We start from the raw sequence: 14,591 nt of genomic DNA on the forward strand, positions 1-14,591 counted from the left end.
GCGCTGCATCACATACTATGCATAGTATGTGATGCAGCGTGCACTTAAAGGCATGTATGACTGAAACCAAATCTACCTGTTGTTATTGCGGCGTTGGTTGCGGTGTAGTGATAGAAAGCGAAGGCGGGCAGGTAACTGGCGTGCGCGGTGATACTGATCATCCCGCCAATTTTGGCCGCCTGTGCAGCAAGGGCAGCACTTTGCATCTGTCTGCAGATGCAAAAATACAGCAACAGGTCAGGGCGCTATATCCTGAAATGCGTGATCCGCTAATGCGTGAAGAGTTACGTCAACGCAGTGACTGGGATACCGTCATTGCCAGTATGGCGGGCAAGTTTGCTGACACCATCAAGACGCATGGCCCTGACAGTGTGGCATTTTATATTTCTGGTCAGTTGCTGACGGAAGACTATTATGTCTTCAACAAACTCGCCAAGGGCTTGATAGGCACCAATAATATAGACAGCAACTCACGCCTGTGCATGTCAAGCGCGGTTGCTGGTTACAAGCAGACCCTGGGTGCCGATGCACCGCCTGCCTGCTATGAAGACATAGACCTCGCAGAAGTCATTTTTATTGTCGGTTCCAACACGGCTTATGCACATCCGATTTTATATCGCCGCCTGGAACAGGCCAGGGAAAAAAATCCCAACCTGAAAGTGATTGTTGCTGATCCACGTCGTACCGATACTGCGCGTGAAGCGGATTTGTTCCTGCCTATCTTGCCAGGTACCGATGTTGCCCTGTTCAACGGCATGTTGCATCTGTGCCTGTGGGAAGATTTAATCGATCTGGCGTATATCCAGGAACATACCGAGGGCTTTGCCGAACTCAAGCAAACCGTGCGTGACTACACGCCAGCAGCTGTCGCCAAGACCTGCGGCATCAAGGAGGCTGACTTGGTGCAGGCAGCACGCTGCTTTGGACAATCCAAAGCTAGCCTGTCGCTGTATTGCCAGGGGCTGAATCAATCATCTGCCGGTACTGCAAAAAATGCTGCCCTCATCAATCTGCATCTGGCTACCCATCAAATTGGCAAACCAGGTGCCGGGCCGTTCTCCTTGACTGGACAGCCCAATGCCATGGGCGGGCGTGAAGTTGGCGGCATGGCCAACTTGATGTCGGGTCACCGCGACCTTGCCAATGCTGAACATCGCGCAGAAATTGCCGCCTACTGGGGGGTAGACGACGTGCCCGCTACACCGGGTAAAACTGCAGTAGAAATGTTTGAAGCAGTCCGGCAGGGGGAGATCAAGATCATCTGGATAGTCTGCACCAATCCCGCGCAATCCATGCCAGAGCAAAACCTGATACGCGAAGCCCTGCAAAAAGCCGAGCTGGTGATCGTGCAGGAAGCCTATGCCAGCACCGCCACCGTGCCGTATGCCGACATACTTTTACCCGCCAGCACCTGGGCCGAAAAGACGGGTACCGTCACCAATTCAGAACGCCGCATATCCCGCGTGCGCGCCGTCATACCCGCACCTGGTGAAGCAAAACACGACTGGCAAATCGCCAGCCAGTTTGCGCAAGCACTTGCCCCTTTGCTGGGCAAGTCACCAGCAAACTTCAAGTACGACAGCGACGAACAAGTCTGGAACGAGCACCGCGACAGTACTCGTGGCCGTGACCTTGATATCACCGGCTTGTCATACGCCATACTCGAGCAGCAGGGGCCACAGCAATGGCCTTATCCGGCTGGCGCCAGCGCTGGCAAACAGCGTTTGTATGAAGACGGTATCTTCCCTACACCAAATGGTCGCGCACGTTTCGTCAACACCGTGTATCAGCCAGTCAAAGACGCAGTTGATGCACGCTATCCATTTTCCTTGAATACCGGTCGCTTGCGTGATCAATGGCACGGCATGAGCCGTACCGGTACTGTGGCGCAGTTGTTTGCCCACGTGGCAGAACCTGGCCTTTGCATGGAGGCGACTGATATGCAAAGACGCTTTCTGAAAGCGGGAGATCTGGTGCATGTCAGCAGCCGTCGCGGTACTGTCATTTTGCCTGTAGTTGAAAGTGATGAGCAGCGTGCGGGCCAGGTTTTCATCGCGATGCACTGGGGGGAGGAATATGTCTCGGGCCGTGGCCATGCACAAAATGCCAGCTATGGTGTGAATGCCCTGACTTCACCGGCAATCGACCCCATTTCCAAGCAACCGGAACTGAAAGCTGCTGCCGTCAAGATTTTGAAAGCAGAATTGCCCTGGCGCTTCGTTGTATTCGCATGGCTGGATAGCGAAGAAGCCTACAGCGTACAAGCTGCCTTGCGCCCTTATATGCGCGAGTTTGCCTATGCATCCTGCACACCATTTGGTCGCGACAAGGTGGGTGTGATCTTCCGTGCTGCGAATGAAGAAGCGGTGGCAACTGAAGTCCTGGAAAAAATCGAGCACATTTTTGGCATAGTGGGCGCGGACGTCTTGCGCTATGACGACAAGCGCCGCAGTGTTTCGCGCCATATTCTGGTAAAAGAAGGTGGTCTGGCTGCTGTGGCGCTGGCGGGTGATGTGTCTGCCGAGAGTTGGCTCAAGGACTTCCTGCAGGCGCAGGAACCAGTCGCCAGACTGGGCCGTCTCCTGCTGATGCCAAGCACAACGGCGCCGCAGGGTTTTGCCGCACGTGGAAAAGTGATTTGCAGTTGCCTGAATGTGACTGATACTGAAATCAATAAGACACTTGCAGATATGGATGGTTTACCTGCCGATATCCTGACTGGTTTACAAAGCAAACTCAAATGCGGCACGAATTGTGGCTCTTGCGTGCCAGAACTCAAAAAGATGATCAGTTTCAACATGCAGGAAAAAGTCCATTGATATGAAGATAGAGAAATTAGATCCGGCTTCAGAGGCTGCGGGGAGCCTGATTGCCATGTCTGATGCTTACATGGCTGCACTATATCCAGCCGAGAGTAATCACATGCTCAGCGTGGACGCATTGCTGCAAGATAATGTGATTTTTCTCGGATGTCACATGGACGGACAACTGGCTGCCTGTGGTGCTGTCACTATCCTGTTTGATGACGATGAGCAGTTAAGCTACGGTGAAATCAAGCGCGTGTTTGTACCTGATGAATTTCGAGGAAGAGGTTTGTCCAAGCACATCATGCGTGCACTGGAAGATCATTTGCTGGATCAGGATATACATGTAGTCCGATTGGAAACCGGTATCAGGCAGCCCGAGGCGCTGGGCCTGTATTTTCGCCTCGGCTATGCCGAACGGGCTGCTTTTGGTCAATATGAAGAAGACCCTTTGAGCGTCTTCATGGAAAAGATTTTATCTGTTTGAATTCTCAGACCCTCAGACCTTCAGGCAGTTTGCCTGCGCAAACTGAGCAACATCGTCCCGAAGGTAATGAAGGCCGCACCGACCACGCGGTTAATCCATTTCACAAAACGCGGCTTGACCAGTACATGCATGGCACGTGCGGCCAGTTGCGCATACATCAGGTGAGTCAGGTAAGACAGGCCCATGAAGATTGCCATCAATGCAAAAAACTGCGGTGCCAAAGCTTCACCCGGTGTAATGAAATGCGGGAACAGCGCTGTAAAAAACATCAGAGCTTTTGGGTTGGTAGCTGCTGTCAAAAAAGCTTCAGAAAATAATTTGCGCGGACGAGGCCTGCTATCAGCCTGACCGTTCTGCGCATCATGCGTCAATGCGCTGCTTTTTCCAAATAATTGCTTGGCACCGATATAGAACAGGTAAAGCGCACCTATGATCTTGACGGCGGCAAACAGCATGGCTGACGAATTCAGCAAGGCGCCCAGGCCTAGAAATGCGGTAGTAGAAAGGCAAAAGATGCCGCATACATTGCCAAAGGCTGACCACATGACAGCGCGCGTGCCATAACTCGCACCGTTCTTTAAAGACAGCAAGGTGGCTGGGCCAGGGCTGAGTATCGCCAGGCTGGCGATGGCAGTGAAGGCGAGCAGGGTTTGGGTTTGCATGGCTGGTTTCCTGTTTAGTGTAAAAGATTTATCGCCTTATGGCATCCGGGCACCAACCGCCTGGCGCACAGGAATGCCTTCAGGGTCGAAGTCGTCAAGGCAATAGACGTTGATACCAAAATTATCTGGTGTCACGCGTTTGCGGTGAAAAGGATAAATACCGCAAGTCTTGCAAAAATAATGATGGGCTGTATTGCTGTGGAACTGGTATTCACTCAATGACTCTGCACCCGCCAGCAGCGTGAATTTGCTTTCATGTACCTTGACCATCAAGGCATTTTTTCGGCGGCATATTGAGCAGTCGCACATCGTCAGCTCAGGAAAATCCGTCTCTATTTCAAAGTGCACCGCACCACAGTGGCAACTCCCCTGATATTTTTGCATGGGGCGGGAACCGGATATTTGCATTTTTTCTACTCCTGAATCTACTGTGAGTTCATCTTAGAGCATGGCAGGCAATGTGTACCGGTACAATTTCCTGCAAGATACTGTGCTGCCACGGTCTTTTTACCATGCCAATTTTATGAGTATTTGATTAGTCAAGTCGTGAGCAATTATTTAAGCTTGCTGCAAAGCCTTGTCTGCCTGTTTCAGATGTGTCCAAATGTAAGCCATACCTTGGTATCGTTGTAATGATTTGGCAATAGACTTATCATGCCGGGTCTGCGCTGTTTGTCTGTACTGTGGCACTATTTCCCTGTTTATTTTATAACCATCTCATGCAAGCAATTCTACATACTATGACCGCATATCGATTTCTCAGTACTGGCGGTCAATAACGATGTGGAATTCTATTTTTGCAAGACCTGCAGTGTCAGGTACTTCACGGATCGCGGCCTGTATTGTGTTGGCGTGCTTGAATCCAGATGTCGTTTTCGCCAATGATTTACCTCCTGTACAAACGATAGCCAGAGGTGTGCTGGTCAGGGAGTTTCAGTTCAGTGGCAATGCCGTTATCAGCAGTACAGAATTGCAAGCAATGTCGGCAGCTTATCTCGGCAAGCGCACCACTTATGCTGATCTGGAAGAATTGCGCACCCGTATTTCACGCCTGTATGCAGAACGTGGTTACCTCAATTCTGGTGCCGTTCTGATCGTGGCAGAGGGTAGCGAGCCTTTTCCATCAGGCATAGTCAGCATACGCTTGATAGAAGGGCGCATTTCGGAAGTGCGGGTAAAGGGGGAAGAAAGACTGCGGCCTGCGTATTTGCAGCAGCGCCTGCTCAGGGATGACGAAGTATTCAATATGCCAGTCTTGCAGCAGCGTTTCCAGCTCTTGCTGACTGACCCTTTGTTTGAAAAAATCAATAGCCGCATCATCCCCGGTGACAAGCCGGGTACTGCCATACTGGACATCGATGTTGTTCGTGCCAAAGCCTATGGCCTGAATCTCTATGCCAATAACTACCGTGCGCCCTCAATAGGATCAGAAGTTTTGGGCATGTCAGGCTGGGTGCGCAATCTGAGTGGCTATGGCGATTATCTGGAAGCCAGTGTCGCCCATAGCGAAGGTGCCGACCCTGTGCATCTTGGCTGGACCATGCCAGTGAATAGCCGTGGCACTGCATTCAAGCTGGGTCTTGATAAAGGCAGCTCTTCTGTTGTCGGTGAATCCATGGCAGCGATCGATATCAAGAGCCGTAGCTCGGGTTATGAAATTGGTATGAGCCAGACTTTATCGAATAGCCTGCAAAGAAAAATCGAACTCGGCTTCAGCTATAGCCAGCGCGATAGCCAGACCAGTTTATTGGGCGAAGCGTTTTCCTTCACACCTGGTGAGCCTGACGGTTATTCAAAAACCAAAGTAATACGCTTTTCCCAGGAGTGGACAGAACGCTGGGAAACCCAGGCCCTGGCCTTGCGCAGTGTGTTTGCTTTTGGCCGCAATAATATAGACAGTAGTGATACCAGCTTGCAGGTACCTGATCAGCATTACCGCATCTGGACAGGGCAGCTGCAGTATGTCAAAAACCTCGGCAAAGCCGGTGATCAAATAATTTTGCGCGCTTCTGTCCAGCAAACGCCAGACCGCTTGTTGCCTATGGAAAGATTCTCGCTGGGTGGCGTCGCTACCGTTCGCGGTTACAGAGAAAACGCTGTAGTACGAGACCGTGCGTGGTTGCTGAATGCAGAATACCATTACCCCTTGCCAGTCTGGCTGGAAGCCGGGCACAAATTCAAGCTTATTGCCTTTACTGATCTGGCAACAGCCAGCAACCAAGGCGAGGCTGCACAAAGACTAGCCTCGATAGGTGTGGGCATGAACTGGCAATGGCAAAACTGGGCAGCCGACTTGTTCATGGCCAGGAAGCTCATCACTCTGCCGGGGCAGAGCAGTGGCAACTTGCAAGACCATGGCGTGCATGCCCAATTGTCTTACCATTTATTTTGAGAGTGCGGCATATGCGTAAGAAATTTGCCTCACCAGCCAGATGTATGTTGATTGCCAGTGTACTGGCAATGTCGGTTCACTTGCTCGCATCTGCAAACGATGCCGCGCAGGATCAGGGCGTGCGTGAATGTGCCAGCGGCAGTTATACCCAGGCATTGTCTGTCTTGCAAACTGCTTATGCCAGGGCTGATCAGACTGCAGATAAAGTCAAGGCAGCATCTGCTCTGGCGCAGACTTATATACAGACGCACCAGGCAGCCAAGGCAGAACCCTACCTGGTATTTGCCTTTGATCACGCCAGCAATAAACTGGACAAGGCTGGCTATGCGATTGATGTTGGCAACTGGCAGCAGCAACAGGGGCATGCAGAGCAGGCGCGTTACTACTACGATACGGCGCTGCAATTGGCTCCATCGGATGCCGCAATCGCAATCAGCGTCGGACTGAACAGGCAAAAACTGGAGTTAAAAAATCTGACTCCGGCAGCCAAGCTGAAAAACCTGCAGGCATTGTGGCAGCGACTGATACAAGCAGGAGAACAGCCACAAGCTGCTCGCTATAGCCTGAATCTTGGCGTGCAAGCCAGGGCTTTGGGGGCGGAAGGGCAAAGCCTGGCTTTCCAGGCATTCGATCACGCACGCAAAGTCGCGACAAAACTGGGCCAGGCCAGATTACAACTTGAGACGCTGGACCAGCTCGCCGAGCTCTATGAAGATGCACATCGTTACGATGATGCCCTGGCCTTGACTGACCAGGCATTATTGGCTTCACAGGGCCAGGAAGCGCATGACTTGCTCATCAATGTCGAATGGCGTCATGGCCGTATCTTGCGGGCGCAAGCAAAAAATACTGAGGCAATCGCCGCCTATCAAAGAGCTCTCGAGCACATAGAGGCGATACGTACTGACATACCGGTCGAATATCAGGATGGTCGTTCTTCGTTCCGTGAAACCCTGGAGCCTGTGTATCTGGGGCTGGCAGATTTGCTATTGCAGACATCCGCGCAACTGGATGATGTACAAAAAAATGCACAATTGCGTCGCGCCCGCGATGTGCTGGAATTGCTGAAGCAAACAGAATTGCAAGACTACCTGGGTGACCGCTGTGCTGTTGATACTGCCAGGGCCAATCGTAAGGCTGGCAAGAATGATGTGATCGCTGATGATACCGCGATACTCTATCCCATCATCTTGTCCGACAGGCTTGAGCTTTTGCTGGAAACAAGTAAGGGCATGTATAGCCATAGTATTACTATGTCTGCCGCAAAGATGCGCGCCGACGTGCTGGATTTCGGCAATATATTGAAAGACAATCTCTCTTTCAAGCCTCAGGCAAAACGGCTGTATCAGGCTTTGCTGGCACCAGTAGATGCTGAACTCGCACAACAAGGTATAAGCACGCTTGTCATTGTTCCAGATGGCGTATTGCGCCTTTTACCTTTTGCGGCCTTGCATGATGGTCAGCAATTTGCCATAGAAAAATATGCGATCGCCGTGGTGCCGGCCCTGAGCCTGACCAACACCAGTGTACGCCGTCGCGATGGGGTAGCATACAAAACACTGCTGGCAGGCATGAGTGAACCAGGTGCAGTGCTTGATAAACTGCCCGGTGCCATGGTCGAGCAATTGCTGGCAGCGAATCCACAAACGACTGCAAATGGCAGGCAAGTTGCCAGGGCTGTGTTGACGCGCAGCCTGCGTAATATTCCCAAAGCAGGCGAAGCCGCTATCTTGAACAAGCCAGCACAGCATCAGCAATTACAGCAAATGCTGGCGCTCGCTGGCGTCGATGAAGAAATCCGTACGCTGGAAAAACTGACCAGCAGCCAGACTCTGTTGAATGCGAAATTTACCGTCGCTGCATTCAGTCAAAAAGTCAAAACAGGGGATTACCAGATTGTGCACATTGCTTCACACGGTGTATTTGGCGGCACTGCCGACAGTACCTTTGTCATGGCGCATGATGACTTGATCACCATGGATAATCTGCAAGGGTTTTTACTGGCAGGCAGCATGAAAAATCAGGAGCTGGAATTGTTGACTTTGTCTGCTTGTGAAACCGCTGAGGGTGATGACAGGGCACCACTGGGCCTGAGTGGTGCGGCTCTCAAAGCCAGGGCCAGGAGTGCCTTGGGTTCATTGTGGCCAGTATCAGATGATGCGGCAACTTTGCTGATGGGGCAGTTTTACCGCCGCTTGGCAGAACCTGCCACTAGCAAGGCGCAGGCTTTGCAAAAGGCACAATTGGAATTGATGAAGAATAATCAGTTCAGTCATCCATTTTATTGGGCACCATTCATCATGGTCGGGAGCTGGTTATGAAGACTAGGCAATTACATAAGATGGGCTTGCTCAGATTAAGCCTGTCCTTGGCTTTTGGGAGTGTGCCTGCATTTGTTTACGCTGGTGCTACGACTGACGGCACAGTTGGTGCCGTACAAAACCTCAGTGGCAATTTTGTTGTACCACAAAGCCTGGGATCGACCAAGGGAGGCAATTTATTTCACAGCTTTAAAAACTTCAGTATAGAAAATGGCGAGTCTGCCACTTTCACTACGACGACGGCTTTGCAAAATGTTATAGCCCGCGTCACTGGCGGTGCAGCCTCGAATATCAATGGTTTGTTGAAACTCAGTGCATCTGCGGGTAACCAGCCGCATTTTTATTTCATCAATCCTGCTGGTGTGATTATTGGTGCAGGTGCTGCCATCGATGTACCCGCAGGTTTGCATATCAGTACAGCAGATTATGTGAAATTTGCAGATGGAAATTTTTATGTCGATACGGCAAAAGCCAGCACCCTGTCTGCTGCCGCGCCTGAGGCTTTTGGATTTTTGGGTAATAATTCTGCCACTCTCGAATTCAGGAATGGCGCGGCAGTCAATGTCCGTCCGCAACAAGCGCTGACCCTGGCCGCTGGCGATATCACAGTCAATGACGCCAGCTTGCTTGCACCCGGCGCGGCAGTGCGTGTGGCTGCTGTTGGCAAGAGCAAGCTGGAAGTTGGTTTTGCCGGTGATTTGCCTGCAGCGGGTGGCAAGTTGAGTATCCTCAATGGCGGCAGCATCAATGCGTCTGTGAGTGGCAATGTCGATGGTGCCCAGGTGCGAGTACAGGCTGGGGATATTCTGATTGACGGCCAGGATGCGCGCAAGCCTACGGGTATTTTCAGCAATGCCAATGACGGCGGCGCAAAATCGGGTGACATCTCTATTGCAGCAAACCAGCAGCTCAGCATCGTCAATGCTGGCCGTATTTCGACTTCTACGTTCAGTTCTGGCAATGCCGGTTCCATCAAGCTGGATGCAGGTAGTGTCAGCATGGATGGCAAGGGCCAGGTGACAGGTATTTTCAGCCAGGCTAACGAGGCTTATGGCAATGCAGGCAATCTTGACATCAATGTGGCTGGCAAACTCAATATCCTGAATGGTGCCGTCATTTCCTCATCAAGCTATACCTCAGGCAATGCTGGCAATGTGCGTGTGAATGCCGGCGACATCATGCTGGATGGCGCAGAGGCCAATGGCCCTTACACTGGTTTGCTCAGCACCACCAATAAAGGCACAGGCAATGCTGGCAATGTCGAGGCCACTGCCAAAGGCAAGCTCAGTATATTGAACAGCGCACAAATCTCCTCTGCTACTTATTCTGCTGGGCAGGGTGCCGATGTCAAGGTCACTGCGGCAGAATTACTGATCAATGGCAATGGCATCTCTACCGGCATCAACAGTATTTCTGGCGCTGCTGGCAATGCCGGTAATGTCAGCGTCAATGTTAGCGGGGCTACTTCCATATTTTCTGAAGGTGGTATTTCAACCTCGGCATTTGATACAGGGCAGGCTGGCAAGATCAGGTTTGCTGGTAATAGCCTGAGCATTGATGGTCAGGGACTGGAAGCGGGCATCTATAGTGACGCTGGCGATTTCCGCACCGCAGCCAGCTTCCGTAGTGGTAATGGTGGTGATATTGATGTGAGCCTGTCCGGTAAATTATCACTGGCTGGTGGCGGGCGTATATCCACCACAACTTACACACGCGGCAATAGCGGTTCTATCAATGTGGCTGCCAACTCTGTGGCTCTCGATGGTGACGGCAGTGGCATTCTGGCAGAAACTATAGGCATCGGTAATGCGGGCAATATCGCAGTCAAGACCAGTCAGTCTTTGCAGATACAAAACGGTGCCAGGATTTCTTCTGCCACCCATTTTGTTGGCAATGGCGGCAGCGTCAGCATTGATGCTGCCAGCCTTGATATTGATGGCAAAAGTCTGGCGACCGGCATCTATAGTGATGCTGGCACGCAGGCACAAGGCAATGCAGGAAATGTAGCTGTCAGTGTGGCAGGCAATCTGTCATTGAAGGATGGTGGTCAGATATCGTCCGCGACGACCAGTTATACCACTGGTTCGGCTGGTACGGTGAAGGTCAATGCTGCCAACATCAGCCTCGATGGCAAGCTCAGTAATCCCGTGAAGGACGATGCGGGCAATCCCAAGGTCTTGAGTACCGGCATCTTCAGCAGCGCCAATGCGGGTGATGAATCTACCAGCAGGTCAGTCGGCAATGCCGGTACCGTGAATGTCACTGCGGGTCAACTGCAAATGAGCAACGCAGCATTGATTTCATCAAGTGCCTATGCCAAAGGCCAGGCGGGTGAAGTCAATGTCAATGCCAGTAAAATTCGTGTAGATAGCAATGCCATCATCAGTTCTGAAGCCGGCGCTGCATCCAGTGGTTATACCGGCAATGTGAATATCAAGGCGACAGACAGCCTGAACATGGATCAGGGCATAGTGTCAATTAACAATGCTGCCCAGGTCAGCGCCGACAAATTGCCAGCCAAGACCCTGCTGGCAATTGATGCCTCAAATATCACATTACAGCAAGCGCAGATCACTGCTTTTGCCAGTGGCAATGTGGCGGCCAGTGATATTCGCCTCAACTACGCTCACCGCTTGTTTGCCAAAAACAGTAATATCAACACCAGTGCTTTTGATGGCAATGGCGGTGCAATTACGGTACAGGGTAAAGGCGCTTTGATACTTGAGCGCTCACAAATCACTACCTCCGTGACAGGTATGCAGACCGGTAATGGTGGTGACATCAGCATCAGTGCACCAGCCTTGATACTGCGCAGTGGCTTCGTCCAGGCAAATACTGCGGCCAAGGCTGCCAGTGGTGGTAATGTGAACATACAAGTCAATACCACCATCGCCAGCGGTAATCAATTGCTACTTGGCGGTGCGCCGCAAAAGTTTGATGGTAGTGGCAAGAATTTGATACAGGCTGCAGCACCTGATGGCGTGAACGGGGCTGTCAGACTGAGTAGCCCGCAAGTCGATTTCTCTGCCAGCCTGGTGAATTTGAATGCGCAGACTTATGATTTTGCTGACCTGGCGGCAGACTTGTGCCGGCTGGGTAGCGGTAGTTCCCTGAGTCTGGTTGGAAGAGGCGGCTTATTGCCCACAGCCACTGGCTTACTGAGATACTAAGTTGCCATGACTAAGTCCAGACGCCTGCAGGATTTTTTCACCCCGCGCTTGCTGCAAGTGCTGGGTTTGCTGGTGCTGCTTGTTGTGGCCTCGATCTTGCTGCGTTTGCCTGCGGTCATTGCGATAGACAATAAAATTCTCGATCTGCAATTCAAATTGTCGCGTGAATACTCCCCTCAAAAAATAGCCATAGACCCTGTTGTAGTGGGAATAGATGAAGCCTTTCTCGATGAAGTCGATGAGCCGTTGAGCCTGAATCATGAGCATCTGGCCAATTTTCTGAAAGCCATGAACCAGGCCGGAGCCAAAGTAGTAGGCATGGATTTAAGCCTGCCTGAAAAGCGCTTTGACAGTCTGATCTCTACCCGCAAGGACGCAGTTGATTTTCATAAAATATTGCTGAGTGGTCTGCTCGACAGCATACAGAACACTCCGCTGGTCACTGCCAAAATCTGGGATTTGAAGCATGCGCATTACCGTGATATCCAGGTGGATTACGCAGCCGTGTTAGGCATGCAGGGGGAGCAATTCCAGCCTGTTGCCTCAGCTGAATTTTGCCGCGATAGCGACCAGCGCATACGCCGCTTTCCAGGACGTGACTGCCAGCCCGACCGCAGTGAGCGTGGCCTGGCGACTGAGATAGCGGCCGCAGCAGGGGTACGGCAAGACTGGAATGGTCTGATCAATTACCGTTTGGGTGAGCGCTTCAGATATGTCCCGCTACAAGAAGTCTTGAAGCTTGCGGGACAGGGTAAAACAGCAGAATTACAAAAACGTTTTGCAGGTAAAGTCGTCTTGCTCGGTGCAACCATGGATGCGACTGATCTGGTAGATTTGCCAGTGTCACTGGCAGCCTGGTTGCCAGTGAATGATCCTAATCCTGGTGTACTGGCTCATGCACAGTTATTGCGCAGCATACTGAATCAGCGTTTATTGCAGCACGCTGGCACGCTCAGTCTGTTTGCTTTGTCTGCCTTGTTTGTACTGTTTTGGCTGGGTCGCAGCATACGCATTAAAGTGCTGGTGTTTGCAGTGGCGACTGTGGGTCTGTTCGCAGCTAGCAGCATCGCGATGCAATATGATGTATGGGTGCCGCCAACCACAGTTTTTCTGACTGGCTTGCTGGCCTTGAGCAGCAGCAGTGCATGGCAAGCCTGGCAGCATTACATCGACAAGCAAAGGCTGAGCAAGGCTTTTTCTGGCCGCGTCAGTCCTGCTGTCATGCAGGAGATAGTTGAGGGGCGTATAGACCAGACTTCACAAAGCAGGCGTTTGCATGTTTGTGTCTTGTTTTCAGATATCCGTAGTTTCACCACTTTGTGTGAACATGCACAGGCAGAGGATGTGGTCAGTCTCTTGAATCGCTATTTTGCCGTCATGAGCAAGCCTGTGCATGAACATGGCGGTACCATAGACAAGTTTATTGGTGATGGCATGATGGCATTTTTTGGCGCACCCAAGCGACTCGACAACCCAGCACAAAATGCCTTCAATGCCGCGCAGGCGATGCTGGCTGCATTGGATACATTGAATCTGGAATTTGCGGCAGAAGGTAAGCCTGCATTGCAGATAGGTATAGGCCTGCATGCGGGCGATGCAGTCATTGGCCAGGTCGGTTCAGCAGAGCGGCACGAATACACGGCCATAGGTGACACCGTCAACACCGCTGCAAGGATAGAGGGTTTGTGCAAGGATGTCGGTTATCCTGTTGTCTGTTCGCAGGCCGTGCTTGCCAGCCTGGCAGAAGCTGACATGCTGACCCCGCTCGGTGATAAAAACCTCAAAGGACGTTCTGCCATTGCCGTATGGGGCTGGCAGCCAGTATCTGCTGTTACTGAAATTTAAATACCGCAATTTAATTGATGGGTGTGATGATGAAAAAAAGTATGAATGGATTGAGAGCCTATCTGGCCATCATGGTCAGTCTCGTCGCAGTGCTGACTTGCGGCCTGGCACGTGCTGACGCTGCACTGGGCATGGTGCTGGACGTGCAGGGCAATGGCAAGATGGAAGTCAATGGAGCGACATCCAAACTGCAGTTGCTGGCTTACCTGCAACCAAAAATGCAAATTACGCTGGACCCTGGTGCCAAGGCTTCGCTGTCTTTATATGCAACACGCTCCGTGTATCAGCTGACAGGTCCTGCAACGGTAAGCATAGAAAAAGACGGCGTCACCAGTTTGCAAGGGCAAAAAGCGGTAGTCCGGCCCATGGCAGAAAAACTCGTGCGTGCGGCAGAAACCAGCAATGTCATTGCCGGTGCCGTACGCATGCGCCAGGTGCCACCGCGCATCGTTGCCGTTACACCAGAAAACAATTCCCTGTTGCTGGGCCAGCGCCCTGGCTTTAGCTGGATTTCTGCTGAAGCGGCTGAGTTTGATATCAGCATTTCTGACATGGATGAGAAACTCATCATCAGTGAAAAAACCAAAGAGAATAACTGGCAATTACCAGAAAAGATAAAGCTGGAAGAGGGTACAACTTATCGCTGGCAAGTCGCTTATGTCTCGACCAAAGATGGCAAGACATACACCGCCAGGGTTGAATTCAAAATGGCCAGCAAGGCAGAAGCCAATAGCCTCAATGAATTGAAGCCAGAAGACAATGCAGGCGTTGAAGACTGGGTCATGTATGCAGCCATGTTGCAAAGCAAGCGCGCTTTTGCTGAGGCCAGGCAAGTGTGGCAACAGATAGCAAGGCAGCGACCTGACTTGCAAAAGCTGTCTGAAGCTGCTCCTTAAACAAAAAACGCCAC

Annotated in this window: 9 protein-coding genes; 7 read left to right on the plus strand and 2 right to left on the minus strand. The window is 51.6% G+C overall.

Annotated features, from left to right (window positions below):
• The first annotated feature begins 56 nt into the window (after window positions 1-56).
• Together ACO0LI_RS05230 and ACO0LI_RS05235 are read left to right on the plus strand one after the other, a co-directional pair.
• Window positions 57-2,819: a molybdopterin-dependent oxidoreductase gene (locus ACO0LI_RS05230; RefSeq protein ID WP_423031407.1), complete on the plus strand. Its 2,763-nt coding sequence runs from the start codon at window positions 57-59 to the stop codon at window positions 2,817-2,819.
• Window position 2,820: 1 nt separating this feature from the next.
• Window positions 2,821-3,291 (plus strand): GNAT family N-acetyltransferase, encoded by a 471-nt coding sequence (locus tag ACO0LI_RS05235; RefSeq protein WP_423031409.1) that lies wholly within the window; start codon window positions 2,821-2,823, stop codon window positions 3,289-3,291.
• Between the two features lie 20 nt (window positions 3,292-3,311).
• On the opposite strand, the gene ACO0LI_RS05240 is transcribed toward ACO0LI_RS05235, so the two are convergent.
• Both ACO0LI_RS05240 and ACO0LI_RS05245 read right to left on the minus strand, forming a co-directional pair.
• Window positions 3,312-3,953 (minus strand): LysE family translocator, encoded by a 642-nt coding sequence (locus tag ACO0LI_RS05240; RefSeq protein WP_162058025.1) that lies wholly within the window; start codon window positions 3,951-3,953, stop codon window positions 3,312-3,314.
• A gap of 36 nt (window positions 3,954-3,989) precedes the next feature.
• Window positions 3,990-4,361 (minus strand): GFA family protein, encoded by a 372-nt coding sequence (locus tag ACO0LI_RS05245; protein WP_423031411.1) that lies wholly within the window; start codon window positions 4,359-4,361, stop codon window positions 3,990-3,992.
• A 448-nt stretch (window positions 4,362-4,809) separates the two neighbouring features.
• Here ACO0LI_RS05245 and ACO0LI_RS05250 point away from each other — a divergent pair, with 448 nt between their 5' ends.
• From ACO0LI_RS05250 to ACO0LI_RS05270, 5 genes are read left to right on the plus strand one after another with little or no spacing between them, the layout of a single operon-like run.
• On the plus strand, window positions 4,810-6,345 hold the full coding sequence (locus ACO0LI_RS05250; RefSeq protein WP_423031413.1) for a ShlB/FhaC/HecB family hemolysin secretion/activation protein: 1,536 nt from the start codon (window positions 4,810-4,812) through the stop codon (window positions 6,343-6,345).
• An 11-nt stretch (window positions 6,346-6,356) separates the two neighbouring features.
• The gene (locus tag ACO0LI_RS05255; RefSeq protein ID WP_423031415.1) at window positions 6,357-8,666 is read left to right on the plus strand and encodes a CHAT domain-containing protein; all 2,310 of its coding nucleotides are present in this window, start codon (window positions 6,357-6,359) and stop codon (window positions 8,664-8,666) included.
• Window positions 8,663-11,836 carry a beta strand repeat-containing protein gene (locus ACO0LI_RS05260; RefSeq protein WP_423031417.1) on the plus strand — a complete coding sequence of 1,058 codons (3,174 nt, stop codon included), beginning with the start codon at window positions 8,663-8,665 and terminating at the stop codon, window positions 11,834-11,836. The genes ACO0LI_RS05255 and ACO0LI_RS05260 overlap by 4 nt, the downstream gene beginning before the upstream one ends.
• Window positions 11,837-11,842: 6 nt before the next feature.
• On the plus strand, window positions 11,843-13,681 hold the full coding sequence (locus ACO0LI_RS05265) for a CHASE2 domain-containing protein (protein ID WP_423031419.1): 1,839 nt from the start codon (window positions 11,843-11,845) through the stop codon (window positions 13,679-13,681).
• Between the two features lie 29 nt (window positions 13,682-13,710).
• Window positions 13,711-14,577, plus strand: coding sequence for a hypothetical protein (locus ACO0LI_RS05270; RefSeq protein WP_423031421.1), 867 nt, complete (start codon window positions 13,711-13,713; stop codon window positions 14,575-14,577).
• Window positions 14,578-14,591 lie beyond the last annotated feature (14 nt).

Source organism: Undibacterium sp. Tian12W (assembly GCF_049339405.1).
In the GTDB taxonomy this organism is placed as follows: domain Bacteria; phylum Pseudomonadota; class Gammaproteobacteria; order Burkholderiales; family Burkholderiaceae_D; genus Undibacterium.

Coding starts and splice junctions, on each gene's coding strand:
- ACO0LI_RS05230 (WP_423031407.1), top strand. CDS start 57: ATGACTGAAACCAAATCTACCTGTTGTTATTGCGGCGTTGGTTGCGGT.
- ACO0LI_RS05235 (WP_423031409.1), top strand. CDS start 2,821: ATGAAGATAGAGAAATTAGATCCGGCTTCAGAGGCTGCGGGGAGCCTG.
- ACO0LI_RS05240 (WP_162058025.1), bottom strand. CDS start 3,953: ATGCAAACCCAAACCCTGCTCGCCTTCACTGCCATCGCCAGCCTGGCG.
- ACO0LI_RS05245 (WP_423031411.1), bottom strand. CDS start 4,361: ATGCAAATATCCGGTTCCCGCCCCATGCAAAAATATCAGGGGAGTTGC.
- ACO0LI_RS05255 (WP_423031415.1), top strand. CDS start 6,357: ATGCGTAAGAAATTTGCCTCACCAGCCAGATGTATGTTGATTGCCAGT.
- ACO0LI_RS05260 (WP_423031417.1), top strand. CDS start 8,663: ATGAAGACTAGGCAATTACATAAGATGGGCTTGCTCAGATTAAGCCTG.
- ACO0LI_RS05265 (WP_423031419.1), top strand. CDS start 11,843: ATGACTAAGTCCAGACGCCTGCAGGATTTTTTCACCCCGCGCTTGCTG.
- ACO0LI_RS05270 (WP_423031421.1), top strand. CDS start 13,711: ATGAAAAAAAGTATGAATGGATTGAGAGCCTATCTGGCCATCATGGTC.